General features: G+C 73.6%; 23 protein-coding genes and 1 pseudogene. 16 read left to right on the forward strand and 8 right to left on the reverse strand.

The genetic code is table 11. The annotated features are described in order from the left end of the window. Both JQT67_RS09995 and JQT67_RS10000 read left to right on the forward strand, forming a co-directional pair. A pseudogene (locus JQT67_RS09995) lies at window positions 1–728 on the forward strand (hypothetical protein); the annotation flags it as partial. Window positions 729–802: 74 nt separating this feature from the next. Continuing rightward, complete coding sequence (locus tag JQT67_RS10000) at window positions 803–1,393, forward strand: VOC family protein (RefSeq protein ID WP_208064539.1); 591 nt, start codon at window positions 803–805, stop codon at window positions 1,391–1,393. A gap of 60 nt (window positions 1,394–1,453) precedes the next feature. On the opposite strand, the gene JQT67_RS13650 is transcribed toward JQT67_RS10000, so the two are convergent. Continuing rightward, entirely contained in the window at window positions 1,454–1,582 is a 129-nt protein-coding gene (locus JQT67_RS13650; RefSeq protein ID WP_279537682.1) for a hypothetical protein, read from the reverse strand. 110 nt (window positions 1,583–1,692) lie between these two features. Here JQT67_RS13650 and JQT67_RS10005 point away from each other — a divergent pair, with 110 nt between their 5' ends. Both JQT67_RS10005 and JQT67_RS10010 read left to right on the forward strand, forming a co-directional pair. Continuing rightward, entirely contained in the window at window positions 1,693–2,871 is a 1,179-nt protein-coding gene (locus JQT67_RS10005; protein ID WP_208064540.1) for an acetyl-CoA C-acyltransferase, read from the forward strand. 51 nt (window positions 2,872–2,922) lie between these two features. After that, on the forward strand, window positions 2,923–3,930 hold the full coding sequence (locus JQT67_RS10010; RefSeq protein ID WP_208064541.1) for an LLM class flavin-dependent oxidoreductase: 1,008 nt from the start codon (window positions 2,923–2,925) through the stop codon (window positions 3,928–3,930). Window positions 3,931–3,975: 45 nt separating this feature from the next. Here JQT67_RS10010 and JQT67_RS10015 read toward each other — a convergent pair whose 3' ends face one another. From JQT67_RS10015 to JQT67_RS10025, 3 genes are read right to left on the reverse strand one after another with little or no spacing between them, the layout of a single operon-like run. Next, window positions 3,976–5,121, reverse strand: coding sequence for a glycerate kinase (locus tag JQT67_RS10015; protein ID WP_208064542.1), 1,146 nt, complete (start codon window positions 5,119–5,121; stop codon window positions 3,976–3,978). Further along, window positions 5,118–5,837, reverse strand: a complete 720-nt coding sequence (locus JQT67_RS10020) for a gamma-glutamyl-gamma-aminobutyrate hydrolase family protein (RefSeq protein WP_208064543.1) — start codon at window positions 5,835–5,837, stop codon at window positions 5,118–5,120. Before JQT67_RS10020 ends, JQT67_RS10015 begins: the two co-directional genes overlap by 4 nt. After that, a complete protein-coding gene (locus JQT67_RS10025) occupies window positions 5,837–6,451 on the reverse strand; it encodes a DNA-3-methyladenine glycosylase I (RefSeq protein ID WP_208064544.1) in 615 nt (204 codons plus the stop codon). Before JQT67_RS10025 ends, JQT67_RS10020 begins: the two co-directional genes overlap by 1 nt. Window positions 6,452–6,486: 35 nt before the next feature. Here JQT67_RS10025 and JQT67_RS10030 point away from each other — a divergent pair, with 35 nt between their 5' ends. The 5 genes from JQT67_RS10030 to JQT67_RS10045 all read left to right on the forward strand — a co-directional run bounded on the left by JQT67_RS10030 (window position 6,487) and on the right by JQT67_RS10045 (window position 9,539). Further along, window positions 6,487–7,215, forward strand: coding sequence for an AzlC family ABC transporter permease (locus JQT67_RS10030; protein ID WP_208064545.1), 729 nt, complete (start codon window positions 6,487–6,489; stop codon window positions 7,213–7,215). Next, entirely contained in the window at window positions 7,212–7,526 is a 315-nt protein-coding gene (locus JQT67_RS10035) for an AzlD domain-containing protein (RefSeq protein ID WP_208064546.1), read from the forward strand. The genes JQT67_RS10030 and JQT67_RS10035 overlap by 4 nt, the downstream gene beginning before the upstream one ends. A 141-nt stretch (window positions 7,527–7,667) precedes the next feature. Continuing rightward, the gene (locus JQT67_RS13515) at window positions 7,668–8,123 is read left to right on the forward strand and encodes an FHA domain-containing protein (RefSeq protein WP_021011621.1); all 456 of its coding nucleotides are present in this window, start codon (window positions 7,668–7,670) and stop codon (window positions 8,121–8,123) included. After that, window positions 8,120–8,803 (forward strand): MerR family transcriptional regulator, encoded by a 684-nt coding sequence (locus JQT67_RS13520; RefSeq protein ID WP_021011622.1) that lies wholly within the window; start codon window positions 8,120–8,122, stop codon window positions 8,801–8,803. Before JQT67_RS13515 ends, JQT67_RS13520 begins: the two co-directional genes overlap by 4 nt. A 166-nt stretch (window positions 8,804–8,969) precedes the next feature. Then, the gene (locus tag JQT67_RS10045; protein ID WP_208064547.1) at window positions 8,970–9,539 is read left to right on the forward strand and encodes a MerR family transcriptional regulator; all 570 of its coding nucleotides are present in this window, start codon (window positions 8,970–8,972) and stop codon (window positions 9,537–9,539) included. Between the two features lie 488 nt (window positions 9,540–10,027). Here the strand turns inward: JQT67_RS10045 and JQT67_RS10050 are convergent, their stop codons facing one another. Then, window positions 10,028–10,951 (reverse strand): ParA family protein, encoded by a 924-nt coding sequence (locus JQT67_RS10050; protein ID WP_208064548.1) that lies wholly within the window; start codon window positions 10,949–10,951, stop codon window positions 10,028–10,030. Window positions 10,952–11,015: 64 nt separating this feature from the next. Between JQT67_RS10050 and JQT67_RS10055 the strand changes: the two genes are divergently transcribed. Both JQT67_RS10055 and JQT67_RS10060 read left to right on the forward strand, forming a co-directional pair. Then, entirely contained in the window at window positions 11,016–14,420 is a 3,405-nt protein-coding gene (locus JQT67_RS10055) for a pyruvate carboxylase (RefSeq protein ID WP_208064549.1), read from the forward strand. Beyond that, window positions 14,417–14,908: a peptide deformylase gene (locus tag JQT67_RS10060; protein WP_208064550.1), complete on the forward strand. Its 492-nt coding sequence runs from the start codon at window positions 14,417–14,419 to the stop codon at window positions 14,906–14,908. Before JQT67_RS10055 ends, JQT67_RS10060 begins: the two co-directional genes overlap by 4 nt. A gap of 42 nt (window positions 14,909–14,950) precedes the next feature. Here the strand turns inward: JQT67_RS10060 and JQT67_RS10065 are convergent, their stop codons facing one another. Next, the gene (locus JQT67_RS10065; RefSeq protein WP_208064611.1) at window positions 14,951–16,756 is read right to left on the reverse strand and encodes a long-chain fatty acid--CoA ligase; all 1,806 of its coding nucleotides are present in this window, start codon (window positions 16,754–16,756) and stop codon (window positions 14,951–14,953) included. Between the two features lie 150 nt (window positions 16,757–16,906). Here JQT67_RS10065 and JQT67_RS10070 point away from each other — a divergent pair, with 150 nt between their 5' ends. Together JQT67_RS10070 and JQT67_RS10075 are read left to right on the forward strand one after the other, a co-directional pair. Then, window positions 16,907–17,635, forward strand: a complete 729-nt coding sequence (locus JQT67_RS10070) for a 1-acyl-sn-glycerol-3-phosphate acyltransferase (RefSeq protein WP_208064551.1) — start codon at window positions 16,907–16,909, stop codon at window positions 17,633–17,635. A gap of 43 nt (window positions 17,636–17,678) precedes the next feature. Next, window positions 17,679–19,079 carry a class II 3-deoxy-7-phosphoheptulonate synthase gene (locus JQT67_RS10075; protein ID WP_208064552.1) on the forward strand — a complete coding sequence of 467 codons (1,401 nt, stop codon included), beginning with the start codon at window positions 17,679–17,681 and terminating at the stop codon, window positions 19,077–19,079. Between the two features lie 34 nt (window positions 19,080–19,113). Here the strand turns inward: JQT67_RS10075 and pknB are convergent, their stop codons facing one another. After that, window positions 19,114–21,030 (reverse strand): Stk1 family PASTA domain-containing Ser/Thr kinase, encoded by a 1,917-nt coding sequence (gene pknB / locus JQT67_RS10080; protein ID WP_208064553.1) that lies wholly within the window; start codon window positions 21,028–21,030, stop codon window positions 19,114–19,116. 75 nt (window positions 21,031–21,105) lie between these two features. On the opposite strand from pknB, the gene JQT67_RS10085 reads away from it, so the two are divergent. After that, the gene (locus JQT67_RS10085) at window positions 21,106–21,438 is read left to right on the forward strand and encodes an Rv2175c family DNA-binding protein (RefSeq protein ID WP_021011631.1); all 333 of its coding nucleotides are present in this window, start codon (window positions 21,106–21,108) and stop codon (window positions 21,436–21,438) included. 3 nt (window positions 21,439–21,441) lie between these two features. Here JQT67_RS10085 and JQT67_RS10090 read toward each other — a convergent pair whose 3' ends face one another. Further along, on the reverse strand, window positions 21,442–22,554 hold the full coding sequence (locus JQT67_RS10090) for a polyprenyl synthetase family protein (protein ID WP_307864297.1): 1,113 nt from the start codon (window positions 22,552–22,554) through the stop codon (window positions 21,442–21,444). Between the two features lie 72 nt (window positions 22,555–22,626). Here JQT67_RS10090 and JQT67_RS10095 point away from each other — a divergent pair, with 72 nt between their 5' ends. Beyond that, window positions 22,627–23,004 (forward strand): DUF3040 domain-containing protein, encoded by a 378-nt coding sequence (locus JQT67_RS10095; RefSeq protein ID WP_021011633.1) that lies wholly within the window; start codon window positions 22,627–22,629, stop codon window positions 23,002–23,004. 390 nt (window positions 23,005–23,394) lie between these two features. Then, window positions 23,395–23,826, forward strand: a complete 432-nt coding sequence (mraZ, locus tag JQT67_RS10100) for a division/cell wall cluster transcriptional repressor MraZ (protein WP_021011634.1) — start codon at window positions 23,395–23,397, stop codon at window positions 23,824–23,826. The last annotated feature ends 58 nt before the right edge of the window (window positions 23,827–23,884 follow it).

A 23,884-nucleotide genomic window follows, 5' to 3' on the forward strand; every position in this document is an offset into this window, starting at 1 on the left:
CGCCGAGGGCACGGAGCACCGCGCGCGTGCCCGGCCGCTCCTCGGTCGCGCTGCTCGTCGCCGACCTCGAGCGCGACGCGCGCGCGGCGGGCGTCGAGCTGCGGCTCGGCACGCCGGCCACGGCGGCGGTGCTCCGTGCCCTCGGCGCCGACGCGGTCGTGCTCGCGACCGGCGCGGCGCCGCCCGCGCGCACCGCGCTCGCCGTCGAGGAGGCCTTCGAGGGGGAGCGGCCCGCGACGATCGACGCGTGGCGCGCGATGGACGATCCCGCCGCGCTCGGCGAGCGCGTGCTCGTCGTCGACGACGACGGCACGGCGCGCGCCTCGGGCGTGCTACTCGCGCTCGCGGCGAGCGGCGCGGCGATCGAGGTCGTGACGCCGTTCGAGCAGCTGCTGCCGCACGTCGGCACCGGCTACGAGCGGCAGCTCGTGCTGCGCTCGCTCGCCGCCGGCGGCGTCGTGCGGCGCACCGCGGCGCGCGTGCGCCTCGACGGCGGCCGGGCGTGGGCGGTCGACGTGCTCACGGGCGAGGCGACGCGGCTCGCCGACCCGACGGCGATCGTCGCGCTCACGCCGCCGGAGGCCCTCGGCCTCGATGGGCACGACGCCGAGGAGCTCGAGGCTGCGCTCGGCGTGCCCGTGCTCGCGATCGGCGACGCGCGGTCTCCGCGCGGCATCGACGCCGCGATCGCCGAGGCCTGGCAGCTCGCGCGCGACGCCGCGGCCTGACGGACCCTGGCGCCCGCCGCCCGCCTGCGGCATGCTGACTCCACGCGGCCGCGCGGCCGCAGTGAGGAGCCGAGATGGCAACCCTGCTCAACCCCTACCTCGCGTTCGGGCGCGAGGCTCGCGAGGCGATGAACTTCTACCACGGCGTGTTCGGCGGCGACCTCGTCGTCAGCACGTTCGGCGAGAGCGGCATGGCCGACGACCCGGGCGACGCCGACCTCGTCATGCACGCCCAGCTCACGACCGCCGACGGCCACACGATCATGGCGAGCGACACCCCGCGCGGCATGGACCAGCCGAGCGGGCGCCAGCAGGTCTCGCTCTCGGGCGACGACGACGCGACCCTCTCGCGCTACTGGGAGAGCCTCAGCGACGGCGCCACGGTGCTCGAGCCGCTCGTCGCGGCGCCGTGGGGCGACAGGTTCGGCATGCTCGTCGACCGCTGGGGCGTGCTCTGGATGGTCAACATCGCGCCCGGCGCGGGCCGAGGGGCGGATCTGTCGTCGGCGATCGACGACGACGGCGTCGCGACCGCGGGCGGGCACCAGGACACCGCCGAGCAGTGGCACTCGGAGGGCGCGACGCCCGAGCCGAGCTCCGGGCACGAGAACACCGCCGATCAGTGGCCGGCGGACGAGCAGCGGGATCCGGGCGCGCAGCGCTGAACCGAGGGCGCCGGCGCCGGTGATCCGGTCGCCGGCGCCCTCGGTCGCGATGGGCGACCGCTAGGCGGGGCCGCCCGAGACGGTGTCCTCCTCCGTCTCCGGGTTGTGGTGGTCGGGTTCGGGGCGCTCGGCGCCCTCGTGCGGCTCCTCCACCTCGTCGGGCTGCTGGCCATGCTGCTGCTCGGTCACGATGCCTCCTGTCGTCGTGCCCCCGTCCTACCGCGCCGACCTGAGAGCCGCACGACCGCGCCCGCGCCCGCGTATCCTGGTCGTACCCCGACCTGCGAAGGAGCAGCACCATGCCCGAGACGATCATCGCCGGATACGCGCGCACGCCGTTCGCCAAGTTCCTCGGCCAGCTCGCCCAGTCGAAGTCGACCGAGCTCGGTGCCCACGCCGCTCGCCACGCGCTCGAGCGCGCCGGGGTCGCCCCGGGCGAGGTCGACGCGGTCGTCGTGGGCCAGGTGCTGCAGGCGACGGTCGGCCAGAACCCGCCGCGCCAGACCGCCGTCGCCGCGGGCGTGCCGATGTCGGTGCCCGCGCTCGGCATCAGCGCCGTGTGCCTCTCGGGCGCCGAGGCGATCGTGACCGGCCACCGGATGATCCAGCTCGGCGAGGCCGACGTCGTGCTCGCCGTCGGCCAGGAGTCGATGTCGCTCGCGCCCCACGCGGCGCCCATGCGGGCCGGGGCGAAGTTCGGCGACACGAGCCTCATCGACACGATGCAGTTCGACGGGCTCACGGATGCGTTCGACCGCGTCGCGATGGGAGCCTCGACCGACGAGCACAACGGCCGCTTCGAGATCACGCGCGAGCAGCAGGACGAGTTCGCGGCGGCTTCGCACGCGCGCCTCGCGCGAGCGCAGGCCGACGGCACGCTCGACGGCGAGATCGTGCCGTTCGAGGCGAAGGCCGGCCGGAAGACCGTCACGGTCTCGGTCGACGACGGCCTGCGCGCCGACACGACGGTCGAGTCGCTCGCGTCGCTCCGCCCCGCCTTCACGCCCGACGGCACGGTCACGGCCGGCAACGCATCCCAGATCACCGACGGCGCGGCCGCGGTCGTGCTCGTCTCGGACGCGTACGCGAAGCAGCAGGGACTCACGGGCCTCGCGCGCATCGTCTCGACCGGCTTCGTCGCCGGCCCCGACGTCTCGCTGCACTCGCAGCCCGCCGACGCGATCGAGCAGGCGCTCGAGCGCGCGGGCCGCGCGACGACCGACCTGCAGGCGGTCGAGATCAACGAGGCGTTCGCCGCGGTCGGCGTCGCCTCGACGCGCCAGCTCGGCGTCGACCCGGAGATCGTGAACGCGAACGGCGGCGCGATCGCGCTCGGGCACCCGATCGGCGCGTCGGGCGCGCGCATCGTCGGCCACCTCGCGCGCCGGCTGCAGCAGCTCGGCACCGGCTCGCTCGGCGCGGCCGGCATCTGCGGCGGCGGCGGCCAGGGCACGGGCCTCGTGCTCGAGGCGATCTAGCGGCACCCGCCGGAAGGGCGCGGCCGAGGACGCAGCGCGTAGGCTGGATCGATGCGCCTCTCCGTGCTCGACCTCGCCCCGATCAACCCCGGAGAGACGGCGGGCGAGAGCCTGCAGGGCTCCGTGCTGCTCGCCCAGGCGGCCGAGCGCCTCGGCTTCGCGCGCGTCTGGTACGCCGAGCACCACAACATGGCGACGATCGCGTCGAGCGCGACGAGCGTGCTCATCGCCCATGTCGCCGCGCACACGTCGACGATCCGGCTCGGCGCGGGCGGCGTCATGCTGCCCAACCACTCGCCGCTCGTGATCGCCGAGCAGTTCGGCACGCTCGCCGAGCTGCACCCCGGCCGCATCGACCTCGGCCTCGGCCGCGCGCCGGGCACCGATCAGCGCACGTGGACGGCGCTGCGCCGCGACATCCGCGCGTCCGACCGCTTCCCCGAGGACGTCGTCGAGCTGCAGGGCTACCTGCGCGGCGAGCCGACCGTGCCGGGCATCAAGGCGGTGCCGGGCCACGGCACCGACGTGCCGCTCACGATCCTCGGCTCGTCGCTCTTCGGCGCGCAGCTCGCGGCCGCGCTCGGCCTGCCCTACGCGTTCGCGTCGCACTTCGCGCCGGATGCGCTGCACCAGGCCGTCGCCGTCTACCGCGAGCGGTTCCAGCCCTCCGCGCAGCTCGCGGAGCCCTTCGTCATCGCGGGCATCAACGCGGTCGTCGCCCCCTCGCGCGCCGAGGCGCTCGAGATGCAGCGCGAGGTCGCCCGGGCTCGCGTGCGCGGCCTGCTGCTGCGCGACAGCCCGATCGCGCAGCAGGTCGGCGACGACGAGCTCGACGCGCTCGCCGCGAGCCCGCAGGCCGCGCCGGTGCAGAAGATGCTGCAGCACACCGCGCTCGGCACGGGCGAGGAGGCGGTGACGACCCTGCGCCGGTTCCTCGTCGAGGCCGACGCAGACGAGCTCATCATGGCGATGCACGGCACGACCGCCCAGCGCGTGCGCGCGCTCGAGCTCATCGAGGGCGCGGGCGGCCTCGCCGACGCCGCTCCGCCCACAGCGTGAGCCCCGCGTAGGCGGCTCCCGCGGGCGCGAGCACTCGGAGCGATCTCAGCGCGAGCGGAGGGCGAGGCGCGCGACGGTCGCGGCGGCCGCCTCGACGAGGCTCGCGGCGTCGCGCTGCAGCTCGTCGAGGGTCGCGGGGCCCGGCGCGATCGAGAGCGCCGGCACGCCCATCGCCGCGGCCGCCTCGGCGTCGACCGAGCCGGCGATCACGGCGAGCGGCGCGCCCGCGCGAGCGGCGGCAGCGTGCACGACCGAGACGACCTTGCCGAGCGCCGACTGGCCGTCGAAGCGGCCCTCGCCCGTGAGCACGAGGTCGGCGCCCTCGACCGCGGCGTCGAGCCCCGCGAGCTCCGCGAACCACGCGCCGCCCGCGACGATTTCGCCGCCCGTGAGCGCGCGCAGGACGCTCGCGACGCCGCCCGCCGCGCCCGCGCCCGGCACGTCGGCGATCGCGGCGGCCTCGACGCCGAGCGCGGTCGCCGCGACGCGCGCGAAGCGCTCGAGCGCGGCGTCGAGCACCGCGACGTCGTCGGGGCTCGCGCCCTTCTGCGGCCCGAAGACGGCGGCGGCGCCGCCCGGTCCCATGAGCGGCGCGTCGACGTCGGTGACGAAGCGCCAGCGCGCCGCGCGGGCCCGGGCGTCGAGGCCCGTCGCGTCGAGGTGCTCGAGCGAGCCGAGCCCGCCGCCGCCCGAGCGCACCGGCCGGCCCGACGCATCCAGCAGCTGCACCCCGAGCGCCGTGAGGAGCCCCGCGCCGCCGTCGGTCGTCGCCGAGCCGCCGAGCAGGAGCGTGAGCTCGTCGGCGCCGCGGTCGAGCGCGTCGAGCACGACCGCGCCGAGCCCGGCGGTCGAGGCGGCGAGCGGCTCGAGCGGCACGTCCTCGACCTGCGGCAGCCCCGCGGCCTGCGCGAGCTCGATGACCGCGTGCGAGCCCTCGAGCGCCCAGCGCGCGAGCGCCGGCCGGCCGAGCGCGTCGACCGTGGGCGTGGCGCGCTCCTCCCCGCCGCGCGCGAGCACGGCGTCGAGGCTGCCCTCGCCGCCGTCGGCCATCGGCAGGAGCGCGACGTCGGTGCCCGGCGCCGCGGCGCGGATGCCGCGCGCCGCCGCCTCGCACGCCTCGAGCGCCGTGAGGCTGCCCTTGAAGGCGTCGAACGCGACGACCGCGCGCGCCCGCTGCCGGCTCGCGGTCATCGCGTGAGCCCGTAGCGCTCGGCGAAGCGACGGAGGATCGACTGCGGGTGCGAGACGCTCGCGGCGCGGCCCGCGGCGACGAGGTCCTCGACCTCGTCGGGGGAGAAGTAGCCGTGGTCGCGGTAGACCCGGATGCGCTGCTCGAGCCCGTCGGCGTCGAGCTCCGGGTGGAACTGCGTGCCGACGACGTGCTGCCCGACGCGCACCATGTGCACGCACGCGGCCGAGACGGCGAGCGTCGTCGCGCCCTCGGGCGCCTCCGCGATGCCCTCCTTATGCCCGCCGAACGCGGTGAAGGCGCGCGGCAGCCCCTCGGTGAGCCAGTCGTCGCCGATGAGGCTGAGCTCGACCGGCGCGACCGACTCGGCGATGCCGCGCACCATGCGCCCGCCGAGCGCGTGCACGAGCGCGCCGAGCCCGAGGCACGCGCCGAGGTAGGGGATGTCGTCGCGGATGGCGCGCTCGCCGAGGTGCGTGAGCCACGCGATCGTCTCGGCGTGGCCGGGCGGCCGGCGGTGCTCGTCGCTGAAGTTCGCGGGGCCACCGCCGACGAGCACGGCGTCGACGTCGCGGAGCTCGAGCGGCGGGATCTCGCGGTCGAGCCGCACGCGCTGGATGCGCGCCTCGTCGAGCGCGCCGAAGCGCACCATCGCCTCGAGCTCGGCGTCGGCGACCTCGTCCTCGGGCCGCGACTGCACGACCATGATCCGGCGCATCACGCCGCCTCCGCCCTCGAGCCGTCCGCCGCCCACACGCCGCTCGAGCCGCGACGGTGCGAGCCGATGAGGTGCGTGTCGACGATGCCGACCGCCTCCATGAGCGCGAACATCGTCGTCGGTCCGACGTGCGCGAAGCCGCGCCGCTTGAGCTCCTTCGAGAGCGCGACCGACTCCGGGCTCGACGTGGGCACGTCGGCGAACGAGCGCGGCATCGGCGTCGACGCCGGCTGGAACGACCAGATGAGGGCCGCGAGCCCGCCGTCGTCCCGCAGCCGCACGGTCGCGCGCGCGTTCCCGATCGTGGCGTCGATCTTGCGCCGGTTGCGCACGATGCCCGCGTCACCCATGAGCCGGCCGACGTCGTCGTCGCCGAAGCGCGCCACCGCATCCGGATCGAAGCCCGCGAACGCCGCGCGGAACGCCGGCCGCTTGCGCAGGATCGTCGCCCACGACAGGCCCGATTGGAAGGCCTCGAGCGAGAGCCGCTCGAACAGGCCGCGCTCGTCGCGCACCGGCATGCCCCACTCGGTGTCGTAGTACTCGCGCAGCAGCGCATCGGTCGCGGCCCACGCGGGGCGGGCGAGGCCGTCGTCGCCCACGATGAGGTGCATGCAGGCAAGGCTAGCCGCGCGCCTAGGCTGGATCGGTGCAGACGGATGCGGTGCGACGCGCCTGGCGCGAGGGCGTGAGCGTCGTCGTGGCCACGAGCGCCTACGGGCTCTCGTTCGGCGCGCTCTCGATCGCCTCGGGCCTCGACCTCTGGCAGACGATGGTGCTGAGCCTCGTGATGTTCTCGGGCGGCTCGCAGTTCGCGTTCATCGGGGTCGTCGCCGCGGGCGGCGGCATCGCCGGCGTCGCGAGCGCGGCGATGCTCGGGCTGCGCAACGCCCTCTACGGCATGAGCATGCGGCGCGTCGTGCAGCCGCGCGGGGCGCTGCTGCCGGTCGCGGCGCACGTCACGATCGACGAGTCGACCGCCGTCGCGCTCGCGCAGGACGAACCTCGCGCGCAGCGCACGGGGTTCTGGGTGACGGGCGTCGGCATCTGGATCGGCTGGAACCTCGCGACCCTCGCGGGAGCGCTGCTCGGCGACCTGCTGGGCGACCCGCGGCAGTGGGGGCTCGACGCGGCGGCCGCCGCCGCGTTCGTCGGGCTGCTCTGGCCGCGGCTCAAGACGCGGCAGGCGGTCGCGGTCGCGGCGGTGAGCGCGGTGCTCGCCGCGGCGCTGCTGCCGGTGCTGCCGGCCGGCATGCCCGTCATCGTCGCCGCGGTCGTCGGCGTCGTCGTCGGCGTGACGAACTGGCTCGGGCCGCGGCACGAGTCGGCGCTGCCCGACCCCGGTCCGCGGGGGAGCAGGAAGGGGCAGCACTCGTGACCCTCTGGCACCTGCTGCTGCTCGCGAGCATCGCCGTGCTCGCGATCAAGCTGCTCGGCTACGCGGTGCCGCCGGCCGTCTTCGACAGCCCGCGGCCCCGGCGCACGCTCGAGCTGCTCACGGTCTCGCTGCTCGCGGGCCTCGTCGCGGTGCAGGCGCTCGGCGGCGACGGGGGCCTCGTGCTCGACGCGCGGATCCCCGCGGTGCTCGTCGCGGCGGGCCTGTTCGCGGTGCGCGCGCCCTTCATCGTCGCGGTCGCCGCCGCGGCCGTCACGGCGGCGCTGCTGCGGGCGTTCGCGGGCTTCCCCTGACCGGCGCGCCGCGTCAGCGGCATTCGCTAGGGTGGCCTCTCGAGGCTCAGACGTTCAAGGTCTGGTTCAGCCTCCGGATCGCTATGCTGAACGGCACTTGAGACCCTGGCCAGCGATGGCCCATCCGCGTGGAGGAAGCGCATGACCGAGCACGACGGCCGCCAGCCCGGCCGCGACGGAGAGAGCACCCAGTCGTGGGGTGACGACTACCGCGCGCAGCTCGCGTCGATGCTGTCCGGCACCACGCCCGAGGACCGCGAGGCGGTCGCCTCGCTGCCGTCGGGGTCGGCCATCCTCGTCGTCCGCCGCGGGCCCAACGTCGGCGCCCGCTTCCTGCTCGACCAGGACTCGACGATCGCGGGCCGGCACCCCGACGCCGACATCTTCCTCGACGACGTCACCGTCTCGCGCCGGCACGCGGAGTTCGCCCGCTCCGGCACGACGTTCGAGCTGCGCGACCTCGGCTCGCTCAACGGCACGTACCACAACGGCGAGCGCGTCGAGCAGGCCGTGCTGCACGACGGCGCGGAGGTGCAGGTCGGCAAGTTCCGCCTCACCTTCTACCGCTCCCGCCTCGACCTCGAACCGCGGCAGTGAGCGCGCAGGCGGCGAGGAAGGCTGCCGCCCTCCTCTCGATCGGCCAGGTGCTCGCGAAGCTCGGTCCCGAGTTCCCCGACCTGTCGCCGTCGAAGCTGCGCTTCCTCGAGGACCAGGGACTCATCTCGCCGCAGCGCACGCCCTCGGGCTACCGCAAGTTCGACGCGGCCGACGTCGAGCGGCTCCGCTACATCCTCACGCTGCAGCGCGACCACTACCTGCCGCTCAAGGTCATCCTCAGCCACCTCGACGACATCGACGCGGGCCGATCGCCCCAGATCCCGGGCGCGAACGTGCGCCTCGAGGCGCCGTCGATCCTCGGCAGCGAGCGCCGGCTCTCGCGCAGCGAGCTGCAGGCGGAGGCGGGCGCCTCGAAGCAGCTGCTCGCCGACGCGATCTCGGCGCAGCTGCTGCCGGGCGCCGAGCCGTTCGGCGAGGCGGCGGTGCAGGCGCTCCGCTCGCTCGTCGAGCTGCAGCGCTTCGGCATCGAGCCGCGCCACCTGCGCGGCATGCGGCAGTCGGCGCAGCGCGAGGCCGCGCTCATCGAGTCGGCGCTCAAGCCGATGCGCGGCCGCCGCGAGACCGGCAGCCAGGCGAAGGCGGCCGAGACCGCGCGCGACCTCGCCGGGCAGATCCAGGCCGTGCGCGACCTGCTCACGCGCGACGCGCTCGGCGAGTGAGCGCCCGCGCGTCCCGGCCGCGCGTCGGCGGCAGGGCGTAGACTCGACCCGACACGCCGCGCCGGTCGCAGGTTCCGCCGGGTCGGGGCGGCGGGTCGATACGGTGGGCGACAACACTCAACCTCACCTTGAAGGTTGGGGCTCAGCTCTTCGGAAGGGAACGGCGATGCGCGACGGCACCCGGGATGCAGACCAGGGCGGCACCACCCGCATCGACGCGGGCCTGCTCTTCACCGACGGGCTGCCGCAGGAGCACGACGCGGTCGGCTACAAGGGCTCGATCGCGGCCGACGCCGCCGGCATCACCTACCGCCAGCTCGACTACTGGGCGCGCACCGGGCTCGTCGAGCCGTCGATCCGGCCCGCGCACGGCTCGGGCAGCCAGCGCCTCTACTCGTTCCGCGACATCCTCGTGCTCAAGCTCGTCAAGCGCCTGCTCGACACCGGCATCTCGCTGCAGCAGATCCGCGTCGCGATGCAGCAGCTCCACGACGCGGGCGTGCGCGATCTCACGCAGACGACGCTCATCTCCGACGGTGCGAGCGTCTACCTCTGCACCTCGAACGACGAGGTCATCGACCTCCTGAGCAATGGCCAGGGCGTGTTCGGTATCGCCGTCGGCCGCGTGCTGCGCGAGGTCGAGTCGCAGCTCATCGAGCTCGAGGGCACGCCCGTCGACGAGCGTCCCGTCGACGAGCTCGCCGCGCGCCGCGCGCGCCGCAGCCGCACCGCCTGACCCGCCCCGCGCATCCGCCCACTCCCGCGCTCGAGTGGCGCCTCCCGCACGTGAGTGGCGCCTCCCGCACGTGTGAGTGGCGCCTCCCGCAGGTGAGTGGCGCCTCCCGCCCCCGAGTGGCGCCTCCCGCAGGTGAGTGGCGCCTCCCGCGGGTGAGTGGCGCCTCCCGCGGGTGAGTGGCGCCTCCCGCGGGTGAGTGGCGCCTCCCGCGTGTGAGTGGCGCCTCCCGCGGGTGAGTGGCGCCTCCCGCGGGTGAGTGGCGCCTCCCGCGGGTGAGTGGCGCCTCCCGCGGGTGAGTGGCGCCTCCCGCGGGTGAGTGGCGCCTCCCGCGGGTGAGTGGCGCCTCCCGCGGGTGAGTGGCGCCTCCCGCGGGTGAGTGGCGCTTCGCCCCTCGAGCGGTCAGCCCCGCGAGTGCGGACGCGACCACGCAGCGAAGGGGGAACGCGAGAGCGCCCGCACCGAAGGAGGTGCGGGCGCTCGCAGCGGGACTACTGCTGCTTGTCGGCGGCGGGGGAGGAGTCGGCGTCCGCCTCGGCAGCCGCCGCCTCCTCGAGCTGCGCGGCGGCCGTCGCGTCGACGGCTGCCGTCGGCGCGGGCACCTTGCGGCCCGAGGCCGCCTCGTCGCCAGCTCGGCCCGAAGCCGTCAGCACGAGCTGCAGCAGCTCGTCGAACTGCAGCGCCATCTCCTGCGCGCCCTCGCCGGGCCACACGTGCAGCGGCCGGGCCGCGCCCTGCGCCTGCTGCATCGAGGTGCGCTCGGGCAGCACCGTGTCGAGCACGAGCGGGCCGAACATGTCCTTGAGCTCCTGGATGCGGTACTGGTGCTCGAGGGACTGCGGGCGCGCGCGGTTCACGACGATGCCGAGCGGCTGGAGGCGCGGGCTGAGGCCGCGGCGGATCTCCTCGATCGCGCGCAGCGCGCGGTCGGCGGCAGCGACCGAGAACAGGCCGGGCTCGGTCACGACGAGCACGCGGTCGGACGCCGCCCACGCGGTGCGCGTGAGGGCGTTGAGCGACGGCGCGCAGTCGACGAGCACGAGGTCGTAGTCGTTCTCGACCGCCGTGAGCGCCGTCTCGAGCTTCCAGATGTCCTTGATCGTCGGGTGCGGCCCGTCGAAGTTGATCGCCGAGGGCGAGCCGATCAGCACGTCGATCGTGCCGCCGTGGCCCTGCGTCCAGCCCGAGGGCGAGATGGCCTGCTGGACGACCTTGTCCTTCGGGTTCGCGAGCACGTCGGCGACGTTGAGCCGGCCCTCGATCTCGATGTCCATGCCCGTCGAGGCGTCTGACTGGGGGTCGAGGTCGACCACGAGCGTGCGGAGGCCCTTGGCGAAGGCGGCGGAGGCGAGGCCGAGCGTCACCGTGGTCTTGCCGACACCGCCTTTGAGCGAGCTGATCGAGAGTACGTGCACGGCGCCCAAGCCTAGCCCCACTACATTGAGAAGCCCGCGCCGCCGCACCCTGGAGGGTTCCTCTATGTTCTCGAAGCTCCTCGTCGCCAATCGTGGCGAGATCGCCATCCGGGCGTTCCGCGCGGCCAACGAGCTCGGCATCCGCACCGTCGCCGTCTACGCGCACGAGGACCGCAACTCCCTCCACTGCCAGAAGGCCGACGAGGCCTACCAGATCGGCGAGCCGGGCCGCCCGGTACGCGCCTACCTCACGGTGAGCGAGATCATCCGCGTCGCGAAGGACGCCGGCGCCGACGCCATCTACCCCGGCTACGGCTTCCTGAGCGAGAACCCCGAGCTCGCGACCGCCGCCGCCGAGGCTGGCATCACCTTCGTCGGCCCCGGCCCCTCGGTGCTCGCGATGGCCGGCAACAAGGTCACGGCCAAGGAGCACGCGATCGCGGCCGGCGTGCCCGTGCTGCGCTCGACGCCCGCGACGACCGACATCGAGGCGCTCATCGCGGGCGCCGACGAGATCGGCTTCCCCGTCTTCGCGAAGGCGGTCGCGGGCGGCGGCGGTCGGGGGATGCGGCTGGTCAAGCGCCGCGAGGACCTCCGGGAGGCGCTCGAGGGCGCGATGCGCGAGGCCGACAGCGCGTTCGGCGACCCGACGATGTTCATCGAGCAGGCGGTCGTGCGCCCCCGCCACATCGAGGTGCAGATCCTCGCCGACGCGGCAGGCGAGACCGTGCACCTGTTCGAGCGCGACTGCTCGGTGCAGCGCCGCCACCAGAAGGTCGTCGAGCTCGCCCCGGCGCCGAACCTCTCGCAGGAGCAGCGCGATGCGCTCTACCGCGACGCGGTCGCGTTCGCCCGCTCGATCGGCTACGTCAACGCCGGCACCGTCGAGTTCCTGCTCGACACCGCGGGGGAGCGCGCGGGCCAGCACGTCTTCATCGAGATGAACCCGCGCATCCAGGTCGAGCACACCGTGACGGAGGAGATCACCGACGTCGACCTCGTCGCGAGCCAGATCCGCATCGCGGCCGGCGAGACGCTCGAGCAGCTCGGCCTCACGCAGGACCGCATCGAGATGCACGGCGCCGCGCTGCAGTGCCGCGTGACGACCGAGAACCCCGCCGACGGCTTCCGCCCCGACACGGGCCGCATCACCGCCTACCGCTCGCCGGGCGGCGCGGGCGTGCGCCTCGACGGCGGCACCATCAACCCCGGCACCGAGGTGAGCCCGCACTTCGACTCGATGCTCGCGAAGGTCACGTGCCGCGGCCGCGATCTCGACACCGCGATCCGCCGCGCCCACCGCGCGGTGAGCGAGTTCCGCATCCGCGGCGTCGCCTCGAACATCCCGTTCCTGCTCAACCTGCTCGACGACGAGGAGTTCCGCGCCGGCGACGTCTCGACGAGCTTCATCGACGAGCACCCCGAGCTCACGCGCATCAACCCCCCGAAGGACCGCGCCTCGAAGGTGCTCGCGTGGCTCGCCGACGTCACCGTCAACCAGCCCAACGGCGCCGCCGACGGCGTCATCAACCCCGCGATCAAGCTGCCGGACTGCGACCTCGAGACCGAGGCGCCCGCGGGCGAGCGGCAGCGGCTGCAGGAGCTCGGCCCCGAGGGCTGGGCGCAGGCGCTCCGCGACCGCACGTCGCTCGCCGTCACCGAGACGACCTTCCGCGACGCGCACCAGTCGCTGCTCGCGACGCGCGTGCGCACCGCCGACCTCGTCGCGATCGCGCCGCACGTCGCGCGCATGACGCCGCAGCTGCTCTCGATGGAGGCGTGGGGCGGGGCGACCTACGACGTCGCGCTGCGCTTCCTCGGCGAGGACCCGTGGGAGCGGCTCGCGCGGCTGCGCGAGGCGATGCCCAACATCCCGCTGCAGATGCTGCTGCGCGGCCGCAACACCGTCGGCTACACGCCCTACCCGACCGAGGTGACGAGCGCGTTCGTCGAGGAGGCGGCCGCCACGGGCATCGACGTCTTCCGCATCTTCGACGCCCTCAACGACGTCGACCAGATGCGCCCCGCGATCGACGCGGTGCGGGAGACCGGCACCGCGGTCGCCGAGGTCGCGCTGTGCTACTCGGGCGACCTGCTGAACCCCGACGAGGACCTCTACACGCTCGACTACTACCTGCGGCTCGCCGAGCGCATCGTCGACGCGGGTGCGCACGTGCTCGCGATCAAGGACATGGCGGGGCTGCTGCGCGCCGGCGCAGCGTCGAAGCTCGTCGCGGCGCTGCGCGAGCGCTTCGCGCTGCCGGTGCACCTGCACACGCACGACACCGCGGGCGGCCAGCTCGCGACGCTGCTCGCCGCCTCGGCGGTCGGCGTCGACGCCGTCGACGTCGCGAGCGCGCCGATGGCCGGCACGACGAGCCAGCCCTCGCTCTCGGCGCTCGTCGCCGCCATCGCGCACACCGAGCGCGACACGGGTCTCTCGCTCCAGGCCGTGAGCGACCTCGAGCCCTACTGGGAGGCCGTGCGCCGCCTCTACAAGCCGTTCGAGTCGGGGCTGCCCGGCCCCACCGGCCGCGTCTACCACCACGAGATCCCCGGCGGGCAGCTCTCCAACCTCCGCCAGCAGGCGATCGCCCTCGGCCTCGCCGACGACTTCGAGCGCATCGAGGACTGGTACGCCGAAGCGAGCCGCATCCTCGGCCGCCCGACGAAGGTCACGCCCTCGTCGAAGGTCGTCGGCGACCTCGCGCTCCAGCTCGTCGCGCAGGGCGTCGACCCCGAGGAGTTCGAGCGCGACCCGCGCCGGTTCGACATCCCCGATTCCGTCATCGGCTTCATGGCCGGCGAGCTCGGCGACCTGCCGGGCGGCTGGCCCGAGCCCTTCCGCTCGAAGGTGCTCGAGGGCCGCGACGTCGACATCTCGGTGAAGCCGCTCGCGCCCGAGCAGGCCGCGCGCCTCGCGGAGCCGGGCGCCGATCGCCGCGACGCGCTCAACGAGCTGCTCTTCGCCGGCCCGACGAAGGCCTTCAAGGAGACGCGCGAGCAGTACGGCGACCTCTCGGTCGTCGACACGATCGACTTCCTCTACGGCATGCAGCACGGCGAGGAGCACCACGTCGGCATCGGCCGCGGCGTCACGCTCAACGTCTCGCTCGAGGCGGTCGGCGAGGCCGACGACGACGGCATCGTCACCGTCATGACGGTGCTCAACGGCCAGCTGCGCCCCGTCTACGTGCGCGACCGCTCGGTCAAGGTCGACAAGGCGAAGGCGGAGAAGGCGGATGCGTCCATGCCGGGCCAGGTCGCGGCTCCCTTCGCGGGGGCGGTCACCGTCAAGGTCGCCGCGGGCGATCAGCTCGCTGCCGGCGACCCCGTCGCGACGATCGAGGCGATGAAGATGGAGGCGGCGATCACGACCCCGATCGCCGGCACCGTCGAGCGGCTCGCGCTCTCCGGCACGACGCCCGTCGAGGCGGGCGACCTCATCGCGGTGGTGCGGCCGGCGTGAGCGTCCGAGAGATCCGAGTCTTCGGCGACCCGGTGCTGCGCGAGCGCGCCGAGCCCGTCGACCCCGTCGACCCCGCGACGGCCGCGCTCGTGCAGGACCTGCTCGACACCGTGCGGCTGCCGGGTCGCGCCGGGGTCGCCGCCAACCAGATCGGCGTCGCGAAGGCGGCGTTCGCCTACCTCGTCGACGACGAGCTCGGCTACGTGCTCAACCCGCGCATCGACGAGGTGCGCGGCGAGCCGCAGCTCGTCGACGAGGGATGCCTCTCGGTGCCCGACCTCGGCTTCCCGACCCCGCGGCACCCGTTCTGCCGCGTGATCGGCGTCGACCTCGACGGGCGCGACGTCGTGCTCGAGGGGGAGGGCCTCATGGCGCAGATGCTGCAGCACGAGATGGGGCACCTCGACGGGCGGCTCTACCTCCAGTCGCTCGAGAAGGAGACGCGCGCGGTCGCGATGCACGCGGTGCGCCAGGCCGACTGGTTCTGACACGACGAAGGGGGCCCCGCGGGGCCCCCTTCGCGCTGCGGCTCACTCGCCGACGTCGTGCGCCTTCGAGTCGGCGGCGTAGATGTCGTCGATCTCTGCCTGGAAGTCCTTCAGGATGTTGTGGCGCTTGATCGACATCTTGGGCGTCAGGTGACCGTTCGCCTCGATGAACTCCACGGGGACGATCGCGAACTTGCGCACTGACTCGGCGCGCGAGACGAGCCGGTTCGCGCGCTGGATCGCCGAGCGCACCTCCTCGATGACCGCGGGGTGCTGCGCCGCCTGCTCGAGCGAGAGCGACTTGTCGTGCCCGTTGTTCTCGAGCCACGTGGGCAGCATCTCGGCGTCGAGCGTGATGAGCGCGGCGATGAACGGCCGCTGGTCGCCGACGACGACGGGCTGGCCGATGATCGTGTTGGAGCGGATCGGGTCCTCGAGCATGTTGGGCGCGACGTTCTTGCCCGCGGCCGTGACGAGGATCTCCTTCTTCCGACCGGTGATCGTCAGGTAGCCCTCGCTGTCGAGCGAGCCGATGTCGCCCGTGTGGAACCAGCCGTCCTCGGTGAACGCATCCTTCGTGGCCTGCTCGTTCTTCCAGTAGCCCGCGAACACGGCGACGCCCTTGCCGAGCACCTCGCCGTCCTCGGCGATGCGCACGCCGTTGCCGGGCAGCGCCGGCCCGACCGTGCCGATCTTGAACCGGTCGGGCACGTTGACCGTGAGCGGCGCGGTCGTCTCGGTCAGGCCGTAGCCCTCGAGGATGCGGATGCCGAGCGAGCGGTAGAAGTGCGCGAGGAAGGTCGACAGCGGCGCCGAGCCGGACACGGCGTACTTCACCTGCCCGCCCATCGCGACCTTGAGCTTGTTGAGCACGAGCCGCTCGAGCACCTTGAAGCGCAGCTTGAGGCCGAGCGGCACGTGCCCCTCGTCGAGCGCCTTCGAGTGCGCGACGGCGGCGTGCGCCGCGGCGCGGAAGATCTTGCCCTTGCCGCCCGCCTCGGCCTTCTGCTCGCTCGCGTTGTAGACCTTCTCGAACACGCGCGGCACGGCGAGGAAGAAGGTCGGCTTGAAGCTGCCGAGCGACGCGAGCAGCTTCTTCGTGTCGGCCTGGTGGCCGACGCGGACGCCCGCCGAGATCGCGAGCACCGAGATGAAGCGGGCGAAGACGTGCGCCTGCGTGACGAACAGCAGGGTCGACGAGCCCGGCCCGACGACGTCGGACATCACGGCGGCGGCGTTGCGGCACAGCTCGACGAAGTTCGAGTGCGTGAGCATCGTACCCTTGGGGCGACCGGTCGAGCCCGACGTGTAGATGAGGGTCGCGAGGTCGCTGCCGACCGCGAGCGAGCGACGGCGCTCGATCTCGCCGTCGGCGACGTCCTTGCCCTGCTCGACGAGCCGGTCGAGGTCGCCGCGGTCGATGCGCCAGACGTCGGCGACGGCGGGGAGGTCGCCGTGCGCCTCGTCGAAGCGCGAGACGAGGTCGGCATCCTCGAGGATGACGCGCGTCGCGCCGCTGTCGGAGAGGATCCACTGGATCTGCGAGGGCGCCGAGGTCTCGTAGACCGGCACCATGCGCGCACCGGCGTACCAGAGCGCGAAGTCGACGAGCGAGAACTCGTAGCGCACCCTGCACATGAAGCCGACGAAGTCGCCCGGCTGCACGCCGGCGGCGACGAAGCCCTTCGCGAGCGCGATGACCTGGCGGTGGAACTCCCGCGTCGTCACCTCGCGCCAGCCCTCGCCCTCGGGGATCGCGAAGAGAGAGCTGTCGGGAGTGCGGCGGAGGGTCTCCTCGAGGAGGTCGGTGACGTTGGCGTCGGGGTCGGCTGGGACGACCGGGGGCATGACGCCGTCAGGGACGGTGATCTGGGGCACTGGGACTCCTTCGGCTCTCGTGCGTTCTCCTCATCATATTGCGGCGGTCTCGCGCCGGCCCGCGGCGCGCATGTCCCTGCGGCCCGGCAGCCTGCCCTAGGCTCGCGTCCTGGAGGTGCGATGTTCTACTGGCTGCTGCGGCACTGGGTCGTCGGCCCGTTCATGACGCGGGTGTTCCGCCCCTGGGTCTCCGGGCTCGAGAACATCCCCGCCTCGGGCGGCGCCATCATCGCGGGCAACCACCTCTCGGTCATCGACTCGTTCCTCATGCCGCTCGTGCTCGACCGGCGCGTCTACTTCCTCGCGAAGTCGGACTACTTCAACGGCAAGGGGCTCAAGGGCCGGCTCATCCGCTGGTTCTTCCTCGGCGTGGGGCAGCTGCCGATGGATCGCTCTGGCGGCGAGAAGAGCTCGCAGAGCCTCGGCGCCGCGCTCGAGAAGCTGCAGGACGGGCAGCTCGTCGGCATCTACCCCGAGGGCACGCGCAGTCCCGACGGCAAGCTCTATCGCGGCCGCACGGGCGTCGCGCGCATGGTGCTCGATGCGCGGGTGCCGGTCATCCCGTGCGTCATGGTCGACACCGAGAAGATCATGCCGATCGGCAAGCGGCTGCCGCGCGTGGGCCGCATCGGCATCGTCTTCGGCGAGCCGCTCGACTTCTCGCGCTACTACAACCTCGAGGGCGACCGCTTCGTGCTGCGGTCGATCACCGACGAGATCATGGTGACCCTCAACCGCATCTCCGACCAGGAGTACGTCGACATGTACGCCTCGAGCGTCAAGTCGCGCCTCGACGCGGAGCGGCGCGCACCCGCCGCCGCGCCCATCGCGGACCCCGCGGCTCGGTAGACTCGAGCGGTGGCGCACTCGGCGCCGCGTGAGGCAGAGGCACATGACTGACACGATCGCGATCCCGCATTCCGACGAGCGCCGCTCCATCGAGCAGGGCCTCGACGCGTATCGGGCCCTGCCGATCAAGCAGCAGCCGCACTGGCCCGACGAGGCCGAGCTCGAGCGCGTCCGCCGCGAGCTGCGCGCCGCGCCGCCGCTCGTGTTCGCGGGCGAGGTCGACATGCTGCGCGATCGCCTCGCGGCCGCGGCCGAGGGCCGCGCGTTCCTCTTGCAGGGCGGCGACTGCGCCGAGACCTTCGCGGGCGCGACGGCCGACAACATCCGCAACCGCGTCAAGACGATCCTGCAGATGGCGGTCGTGCTCACGTACGGCGCCGCGATGCCGGTCGTGAAGATGGGCCGCATGGCGGGGCAGTTCGCCAAGCCGCGCTCGAACGACCACGAGACGCGCGGCGACGAGACGCTGCCGGCGTACCGCGGCGACATCGTCAACGGCTACGACTTCACGCTCGACTCCCGCACGGCCGACCCGGAGCGCATCCTGCGCGGGTACCACATGGCCGCGTCGACCCTCAACCTCGTGCGCGCCTTCACGCAGGGCGGCTTCGCCGACCTGCGGCAGGTGCACTCGTGGAACAAGGGCTTCGCCGAGAACCCGCTCTTCGCGCGCTACGAGGCGCTCGCCGCCGAGATCGACCGCGCGGTGCGCTTCATGGAGGCCGCGGGCGCGAACTTCGACGAGCTCAAGGGGGTCGAGTTCTTCACCGGCCACGAGGGCCTGCTCATGGACTACGAGCGGCCGCTCACGCGCATCGACTCGCGCACGGGCCTCGCCTACAACACCTCGAGCCACTTCCAGTGGATCGGGGAGCGCACGCGCGAGATCGACGGCGCGCACGTCGACTTCTTCTCCCGCGTCCGCAACCCCATCGGCGTGAAGCTCGGGCCGACCACGACGCCCGCCGACATGGAGGCGCTCGTCGACAAGCTCGACCCGCACCGCGAGCCCGGCCGCTTGACGTTCATCACCCGCATGGGCGCCGGTCGCATCCGCGACGCGCTCCCGCCGCTGCTCGAGGCCTCGAAGTCGCTCGAGTCGACGCCGCTGTGGGTCACCGACCCCATGCACGGCAACGGCATCACGACGCAGAACGGCTACAAGTCGCGGCGCTTCGACGACGTCGTCGACGAGGTGCGGGGCTTCTTCGCGGCGCACCGCGCGGTCGGCACGTTCCCGGGCGGCATCCACGTCGAGCTCACGGGCGACGACGTCACCGAGTGCCTCGGCGGCTCGGAGGACATCGACGAGCTCGGCCTCGAGTCGCGCTACGAGTCGCTGTGCGACCCGCGCCTCAACCACATGCAGTCGCTCGAGCTCGCCTTCCTCGTCGCCGAGGAGCTGCGCGACGCGGGCCGCGTCCGGGAGCGCGTGGCGGGCTGAGCCCGCGGGTGCTCGGCGGCGCGGTCGACGAGGCTCAGTAGGTCGCGTCGATGACGATCGTCGAGCCCTCGACGACCGGGCCGGGGGCGCCCGGCTCCTGCGAGAGGATCGCCGCGAGCGCCTGCAGCGGCGACGGCACGTTCGTGCGGAGGTCGGGCACGAGGCCGGCGTCCCGGATGGCTTGCACGGCCTCGGGGATGGGGTCGCCCACGACGTCGGGAACCTCGATCATGCGCGGCCCGAGCGAGACGACGCCGCCGATCGTCGCGCCGCGGCGCACGAGCCCATCGCTCGGGATCGCGACGGAGATGAGCTGCCCCTCGGGGACCTCGAGCGAGTGCTCCTCCGAGAAGTCGGCGACGAGCCCGACCTGCTCGAGCGCCGCGGCCGCCTCGGCGGCGCTCTGCCCCGCGGCGGCGGGGATGGGGCCGAGCGAGACGCGCAGCGCGATGGGGGAGCGCTCCTCGAGCGACTCGAGCTCCGCGAGGTCGGTGCCGTCCGGCGCGAAGGCGGCGAGCACGGTGTCGGCGGGCGCCTGGTCGAACACGAGATCGGGATCGCCCTCGGCGACGGTGAACTCAGCCGCCTCGATCGCGGCGCGGGCCTCCTCGAGCGGCATGCCCGTGAGTGCCGGCACCGCGAGGCTCCGCCGGCCGGAGGAGACGATGAGCCGCACGGGCTCCCCGTTCGCGAGCTCGGTGCCCGCGCCGGGATCGGTGCGGAGGGCGAGCCCCGCCTGCACGTCGTAGTCGGGCTCCTCGACGGTCTCCGACACCTCGATGCCGTGCTCGGCGAGCATCGCGATCGCGGCGTCGGCGGGCTCGCCGGAGACGTCCGGCACCATCGAGCGGCCGCCGGGCCCGAGGTTGAACCACCAGCCGAGCCCCGCCGCGACGAGGGCGCCGATCACGACGACCGCGAGCCACAGCATCCCCCGCCTGCGCCGCACGGTCGCGCGCCGCGCGAGCGCGCTCGCGGCGACCCCGTCGCCCGAGTCGTGCACGACCTCCGGCGCGGCCGCGATGCGGCGCGGGGGCTTCGGCCGCTCGATGACGGTCGTCGAGCGGTCGTCCTCCGAGAGGGCGGGGAGCAGCGCGGTGCGCGCGTCGAGGCCGCGGTCGCGGATCGACTGCACCTCTGCGAGCATCTCGGTCGCGTCGGCGGGCCGCAGGTTGGGGTCGCGCTGCGTCGCCCAGTGCACGAGCGCGTCGAGCTGCTCGGGCACGCCCGGCGCCTCGGTCGACGGCAGCGGCACCTGCTCGTTCGCGTGCTGGAAGGCGATCTGCATCGGCTCGTCGCCCGTGAAGGGCTGCTTGCCGGTGAGCATCTCGAACAGCATGATCCCGACGGCGTAGATGTCGCTGCGGGCGTCGGCGACGCCGCGCGTGACGAGCTCGGGGGAGAGGTAGGCGATCGTGCCGAGCAGCGCCTTGCCCGTCGCGGTGTTCGCCGTCGCGGCGCGCGCGAGGCCGAAGTCGCCGATCTTGATGCGCCCGTCGTGCGCGAGCAGGATGTTCTCGGGCTTGAGGTCGCGGTGCACGATGCCGGCGCGGTGCGCGGCCGAGAGCCCCGCGAGGATCGCCTCGAGCACGTCGAGCGCCTGCTCGGGCGTGATGCGCCCGCGCTCGGCGAGCAGGTCGCGCAGCGTGATGGAGGGCACGAGCTCCATGACGAGCCACGCGAGCTCGCCCTCCTCGCCCTGGTCGTACGTGTTGACGACGTTCGGATGCGCGAGGCGGGCCGCCGCCTTCGCCTCCTGGATGAAGCGCTCCCGGAAGTCCTCGTCGTCGCTCAGGTGCGGGTGCATGACCTTGACGGCGACCTTCCGGTCGAGCCGCAGGTCGACGCCCTCGTAGACGCTCGCCATGCCGCCGCGCGCGATGCGCTCGCCCACCTCGTAGCGACGGTCGATCATCCGTCCGATGACGGGATCGCGGGAGTCGACGGGCACGAAGCGAGGATAGGCGGCGGCGGGGCGTCCGCCCCGCACCCACGCTGGCGGAGCCGAGAATGCCAAGATGGACGCGTGACGCAAGACACCGCATGGCTCTCCGTGCCCGACCTCGTGACACTGCTCGGCCAGCCCGTGGGGCGCATCCATCGCCTGATCGAGGAGCATCGCCTGCCCGCCACGCGGCGCAACGGCCCCCTCCAGGTGCCGGCGCTGTGCGTGAAGGACGGCGAGCCGCTGCCCGAGCTGCGCGGCACGCTGCTCGTGCTGCTCGACCAGGGCTTCACCGAGGACGAGGCGATCGACTGGCTGCTCGCGGAGGACGACTCGCTCGGCGTGCCGCCGGTCGAGGCGATGCGCGGCGGCGCGAAGGCCGCCGTGCGCCGCGCGGCGCAGCTGCTCGGCTGAGCGCTAGCGGTCGCGCTTCGCGACCGTGTCGGCGAGCCGCTCGAGCTCGAGCATCGCCGCGCGCGAGAGCTCGCCCTCGTGGAGCGACTCGAGCGCCTCGCCGACCGCCCGGTCGATGAGCGCCTCGAGCCGCGCGGGCGCCTCCGAGCCGGCGATCGCGTCCTGCAGCACCGCGACCTGCCGCTCGTCGAGCTCGCGGTCGCCGAGCAGCTCGTCGAGCATCGTGCGGACGCCGGGCGCGAGCCGCTGCCGCGCGATCTCGATGAGCACCGTGCGCTTGCCCTCGCGCAGGTCGTCGCCCGCGGGCTTCCCCGTGACCGCCGGGTCGCCGAAGACGCCGAGCAGGTCATCGCGCATCTGGAACGCGACGCCGAGCGGCAGGCCGTAGCCCGCGAGCGCGTCGAGCTGCGCGTCGTCGCCGCCCGCGAGGAGCGCGCCGAGCGCGAGCGGCGCCTCGACGGAGTACTTCGCCGACTTGAAGACCGCGACGGTGTGCGCCCGGTCGAGCAGGGCATCCGGGTCCTGCCGGATCCACGCGGCCTCCTCGAGCACGTCGAGGTACTGGCCGAACGTGACCTCCTCGCGCATGCGCCGGTAGGCGTCGTGCACGCGCTCGCCGTGCGCGGCGCCGCGGCACGCCTCGACCATGCGGTCGTCGGCCCAGTTGAGCAGCAGGTCGCCGACGAGGATCGCGGCGCTCGTGCCCCACGACTCCGGCTCGCCCACCCACTCGCCCTCGCGGTGCATCGCCTCGAGCGCGCGGTGCATCGCGGGACGCCCGCGGCGGGTGTCGGATGCGTCGATGATGTCGTCGTGCACGAGCGCGGCTGCGTGGAAGAGCTCCATCGCGGTCGCGACGCCGACGACGTCGGCCCACTCCGGGTCGCGCTCGGTGCCCGCCTCGTGCGTCGCGCCGGGCCGCGCGGCGGCGACCGCGTGCCAGCCCCACAGCACGAAGGCGCTGCGCACGCGCTTGCCCCCCGAGACCATCGCGCGCACGTGCCGCACGAGCGGCTCGGCATCGGGGGAGATGCGGGCGAGGGCGCGCTCGCGCGCGTCGAGGTACTGGTCGATCGAGCCCTCGACTGCTCGGGCGAAGCGCTGCTGTGCGGACACAACCCACATGCTATTGACAGGAGTGATGCGTAGACTGGCGCTCCGCACCGGTCGGACGAAGGGGGGTGCGAGATGGGCCTCTCCGAGCACGAGCAGCGACTGCTCGACGAGATGGAGCGCAATCTCTACAAGCACGAGGCGGACATCGTCGCGACGACGAGCGGGCCTCGCACGGTCGACTACACGAAGGTGGCCGTCGGCGTCCTCGGCGTCGTCGCCGGCCTCGTCCTCATCGTCGTGGGCGTGCTCATGAAGCTCGCCATCATCGGCGTCGCCGGCTTCGGCGTCGCGGTGCTCGGCGCGCTGTGGGCGCTCTCCGCCTCGCGACCCGCGTCGGGCGACGACGTGCCGCGAACCGGCGCGATGGGCGAGGGCCCCGCCGCGACGAAGCAGTCGACGAGCCTCATGGACCGCCTCGCCGAGGAGTGGGACGACCGCAACCAGCGCTGAGCCCGCAGCGCTCACCTTCACGGTGAGCGCGCAGGGCTCAGGGTCGAGTAGCGCGCGGCGCAGCCGCGCGCGCATCGAGACCCACTGCTGACCCGAGCGACACCGGATCCAGCTCCAGTCCCCACCCCCTCCACCTTCCTCCCCCAGGGACCGACTCACCCGAGTCGGTCCCTTTTTCGCGCCCTCGTGCGCTCCTGCGCCCCATCGTGCGGCCGATCCAGCGCGAATCTCGGCCGAATCCCTCCACCGCGATCCTCCGCAGAATCCTGCGCAACACGCGGGTGAATGCAGAGGATTCCTAGGCTGATGTGGCGGTCAGTGGAGTAGAGTGGAGGAAGTCGGGGTGACCCGGCGCAGCATCTGCTCGCAGGCCGGACGAGAGGGGGCACCGTGTTCCTCGGCACGCACACGCCCAAGCTCGACGACAAGGGCCGCGTGATCCTCCCCGCCCGGTTCCGCCAGGAGCTCGAGGGCGGGCTCGTGCTCACGCGCGGCCAGGAGCGGTGCATCTACGTCTTCTCGATGCGCGAGTTCGAGCGCGTCCACGAGCAGATCCGGCAGGCGCCGCTCACCTCGGCCGGTGCGCGCGACTTCCTGCGGCTCTTCCTCTCGGGCGCCTCGAGCGAGCAGCCCGACAGCCAGCACCGCGTCACGATCCCCTCGAACCTCCGCGAGTACGCCGGCCTCGGCCGCGAGCTCACCGTGATCGGCGCGGGCTCCCGCGCCGAGATCTGGGACACCGAGGCGTGGAACGCCTACTACGCGGCCAAGGAGGCCGACTTCGCTGCGACGACGGAGGAGGTGATCCCCGGCATCTTCTGACCCGACCCGTGACCCTCAGCCGGTCGCCGCGCCGCACCTTCCCCGGTGGCGCGTCGCA

This window comes from Agrococcus sp. TF02-05, assembly GCF_017565345.1.
Lineage (GTDB): Bacteria > Actinomycetota > Actinomycetes > Actinomycetales > Microbacteriaceae > Agrococcus > Agrococcus pavilionensis.

Coding starts and splice junctions, on each gene's coding strand:
- JQT67_RS10000 (WP_208064539.1), top strand. CDS start 803: ATGGCAACCCTGCTCAACCCCTACCTCGCGTTCGGGCGCGAGGCTCGC.
- JQT67_RS10005 (WP_208064540.1), top strand. CDS start 1,693: ATGCCCGAGACGATCATCGCCGGATACGCGCGCACGCCGTTCGCCAAG.
- JQT67_RS10010 (WP_208064541.1), top strand. CDS start 2,923: ATGCGCCTCTCCGTGCTCGACCTCGCCCCGATCAACCCCGGAGAGACG.
- JQT67_RS10015 (WP_208064542.1), bottom strand. CDS start 5,121: ATGACCGCGAGCCGGCAGCGGGCGCGCGCGGTCGTCGCGTTCGACGCC.
- JQT67_RS10020 (WP_208064543.1), bottom strand. CDS start 5,837: ATGCGCCGGATCATGGTCGTGCAGTCGCGGCCCGAGGACGAGGTCGCC.
- JQT67_RS10025 (WP_208064544.1), bottom strand. CDS start 6,451: ATGCACCTCATCGTGGGCGACGACGGCCTCGCCCGCCCCGCGTGGGCC.
- JQT67_RS13515 (WP_021011621.1), top strand. CDS start 7,668: ATGACCGAGCACGACGGCCGCCAGCCCGGCCGCGACGGAGAGAGCACC.
- JQT67_RS10045 (WP_208064547.1), top strand. CDS start 8,970: ATGCGCGACGGCACCCGGGATGCAGACCAGGGCGGCACCACCCGCATC.
- JQT67_RS10055 (WP_208064549.1), top strand. CDS start 11,016: ATGTTCTCGAAGCTCCTCGTCGCCAATCGTGGCGAGATCGCCATCCGG.
- JQT67_RS10065 (WP_208064611.1), bottom strand. CDS start 16,756: ATGCCCCCGGTCGTCCCAGCCGACCCCGACGCCAACGTCACCGACCTC.
- JQT67_RS10070 (WP_208064551.1), top strand. CDS start 16,907: ATGTTCTACTGGCTGCTGCGGCACTGGGTCGTCGGCCCGTTCATGACG.
- JQT67_RS10075 (WP_208064552.1), top strand. CDS start 17,679: ATGACTGACACGATCGCGATCCCGCATTCCGACGAGCGCCGCTCCATC.
- JQT67_RS10095 (WP_021011633.1), top strand. CDS start 22,627: ATGGGCCTCTCCGAGCACGAGCAGCGACTGCTCGACGAGATGGAGCGC.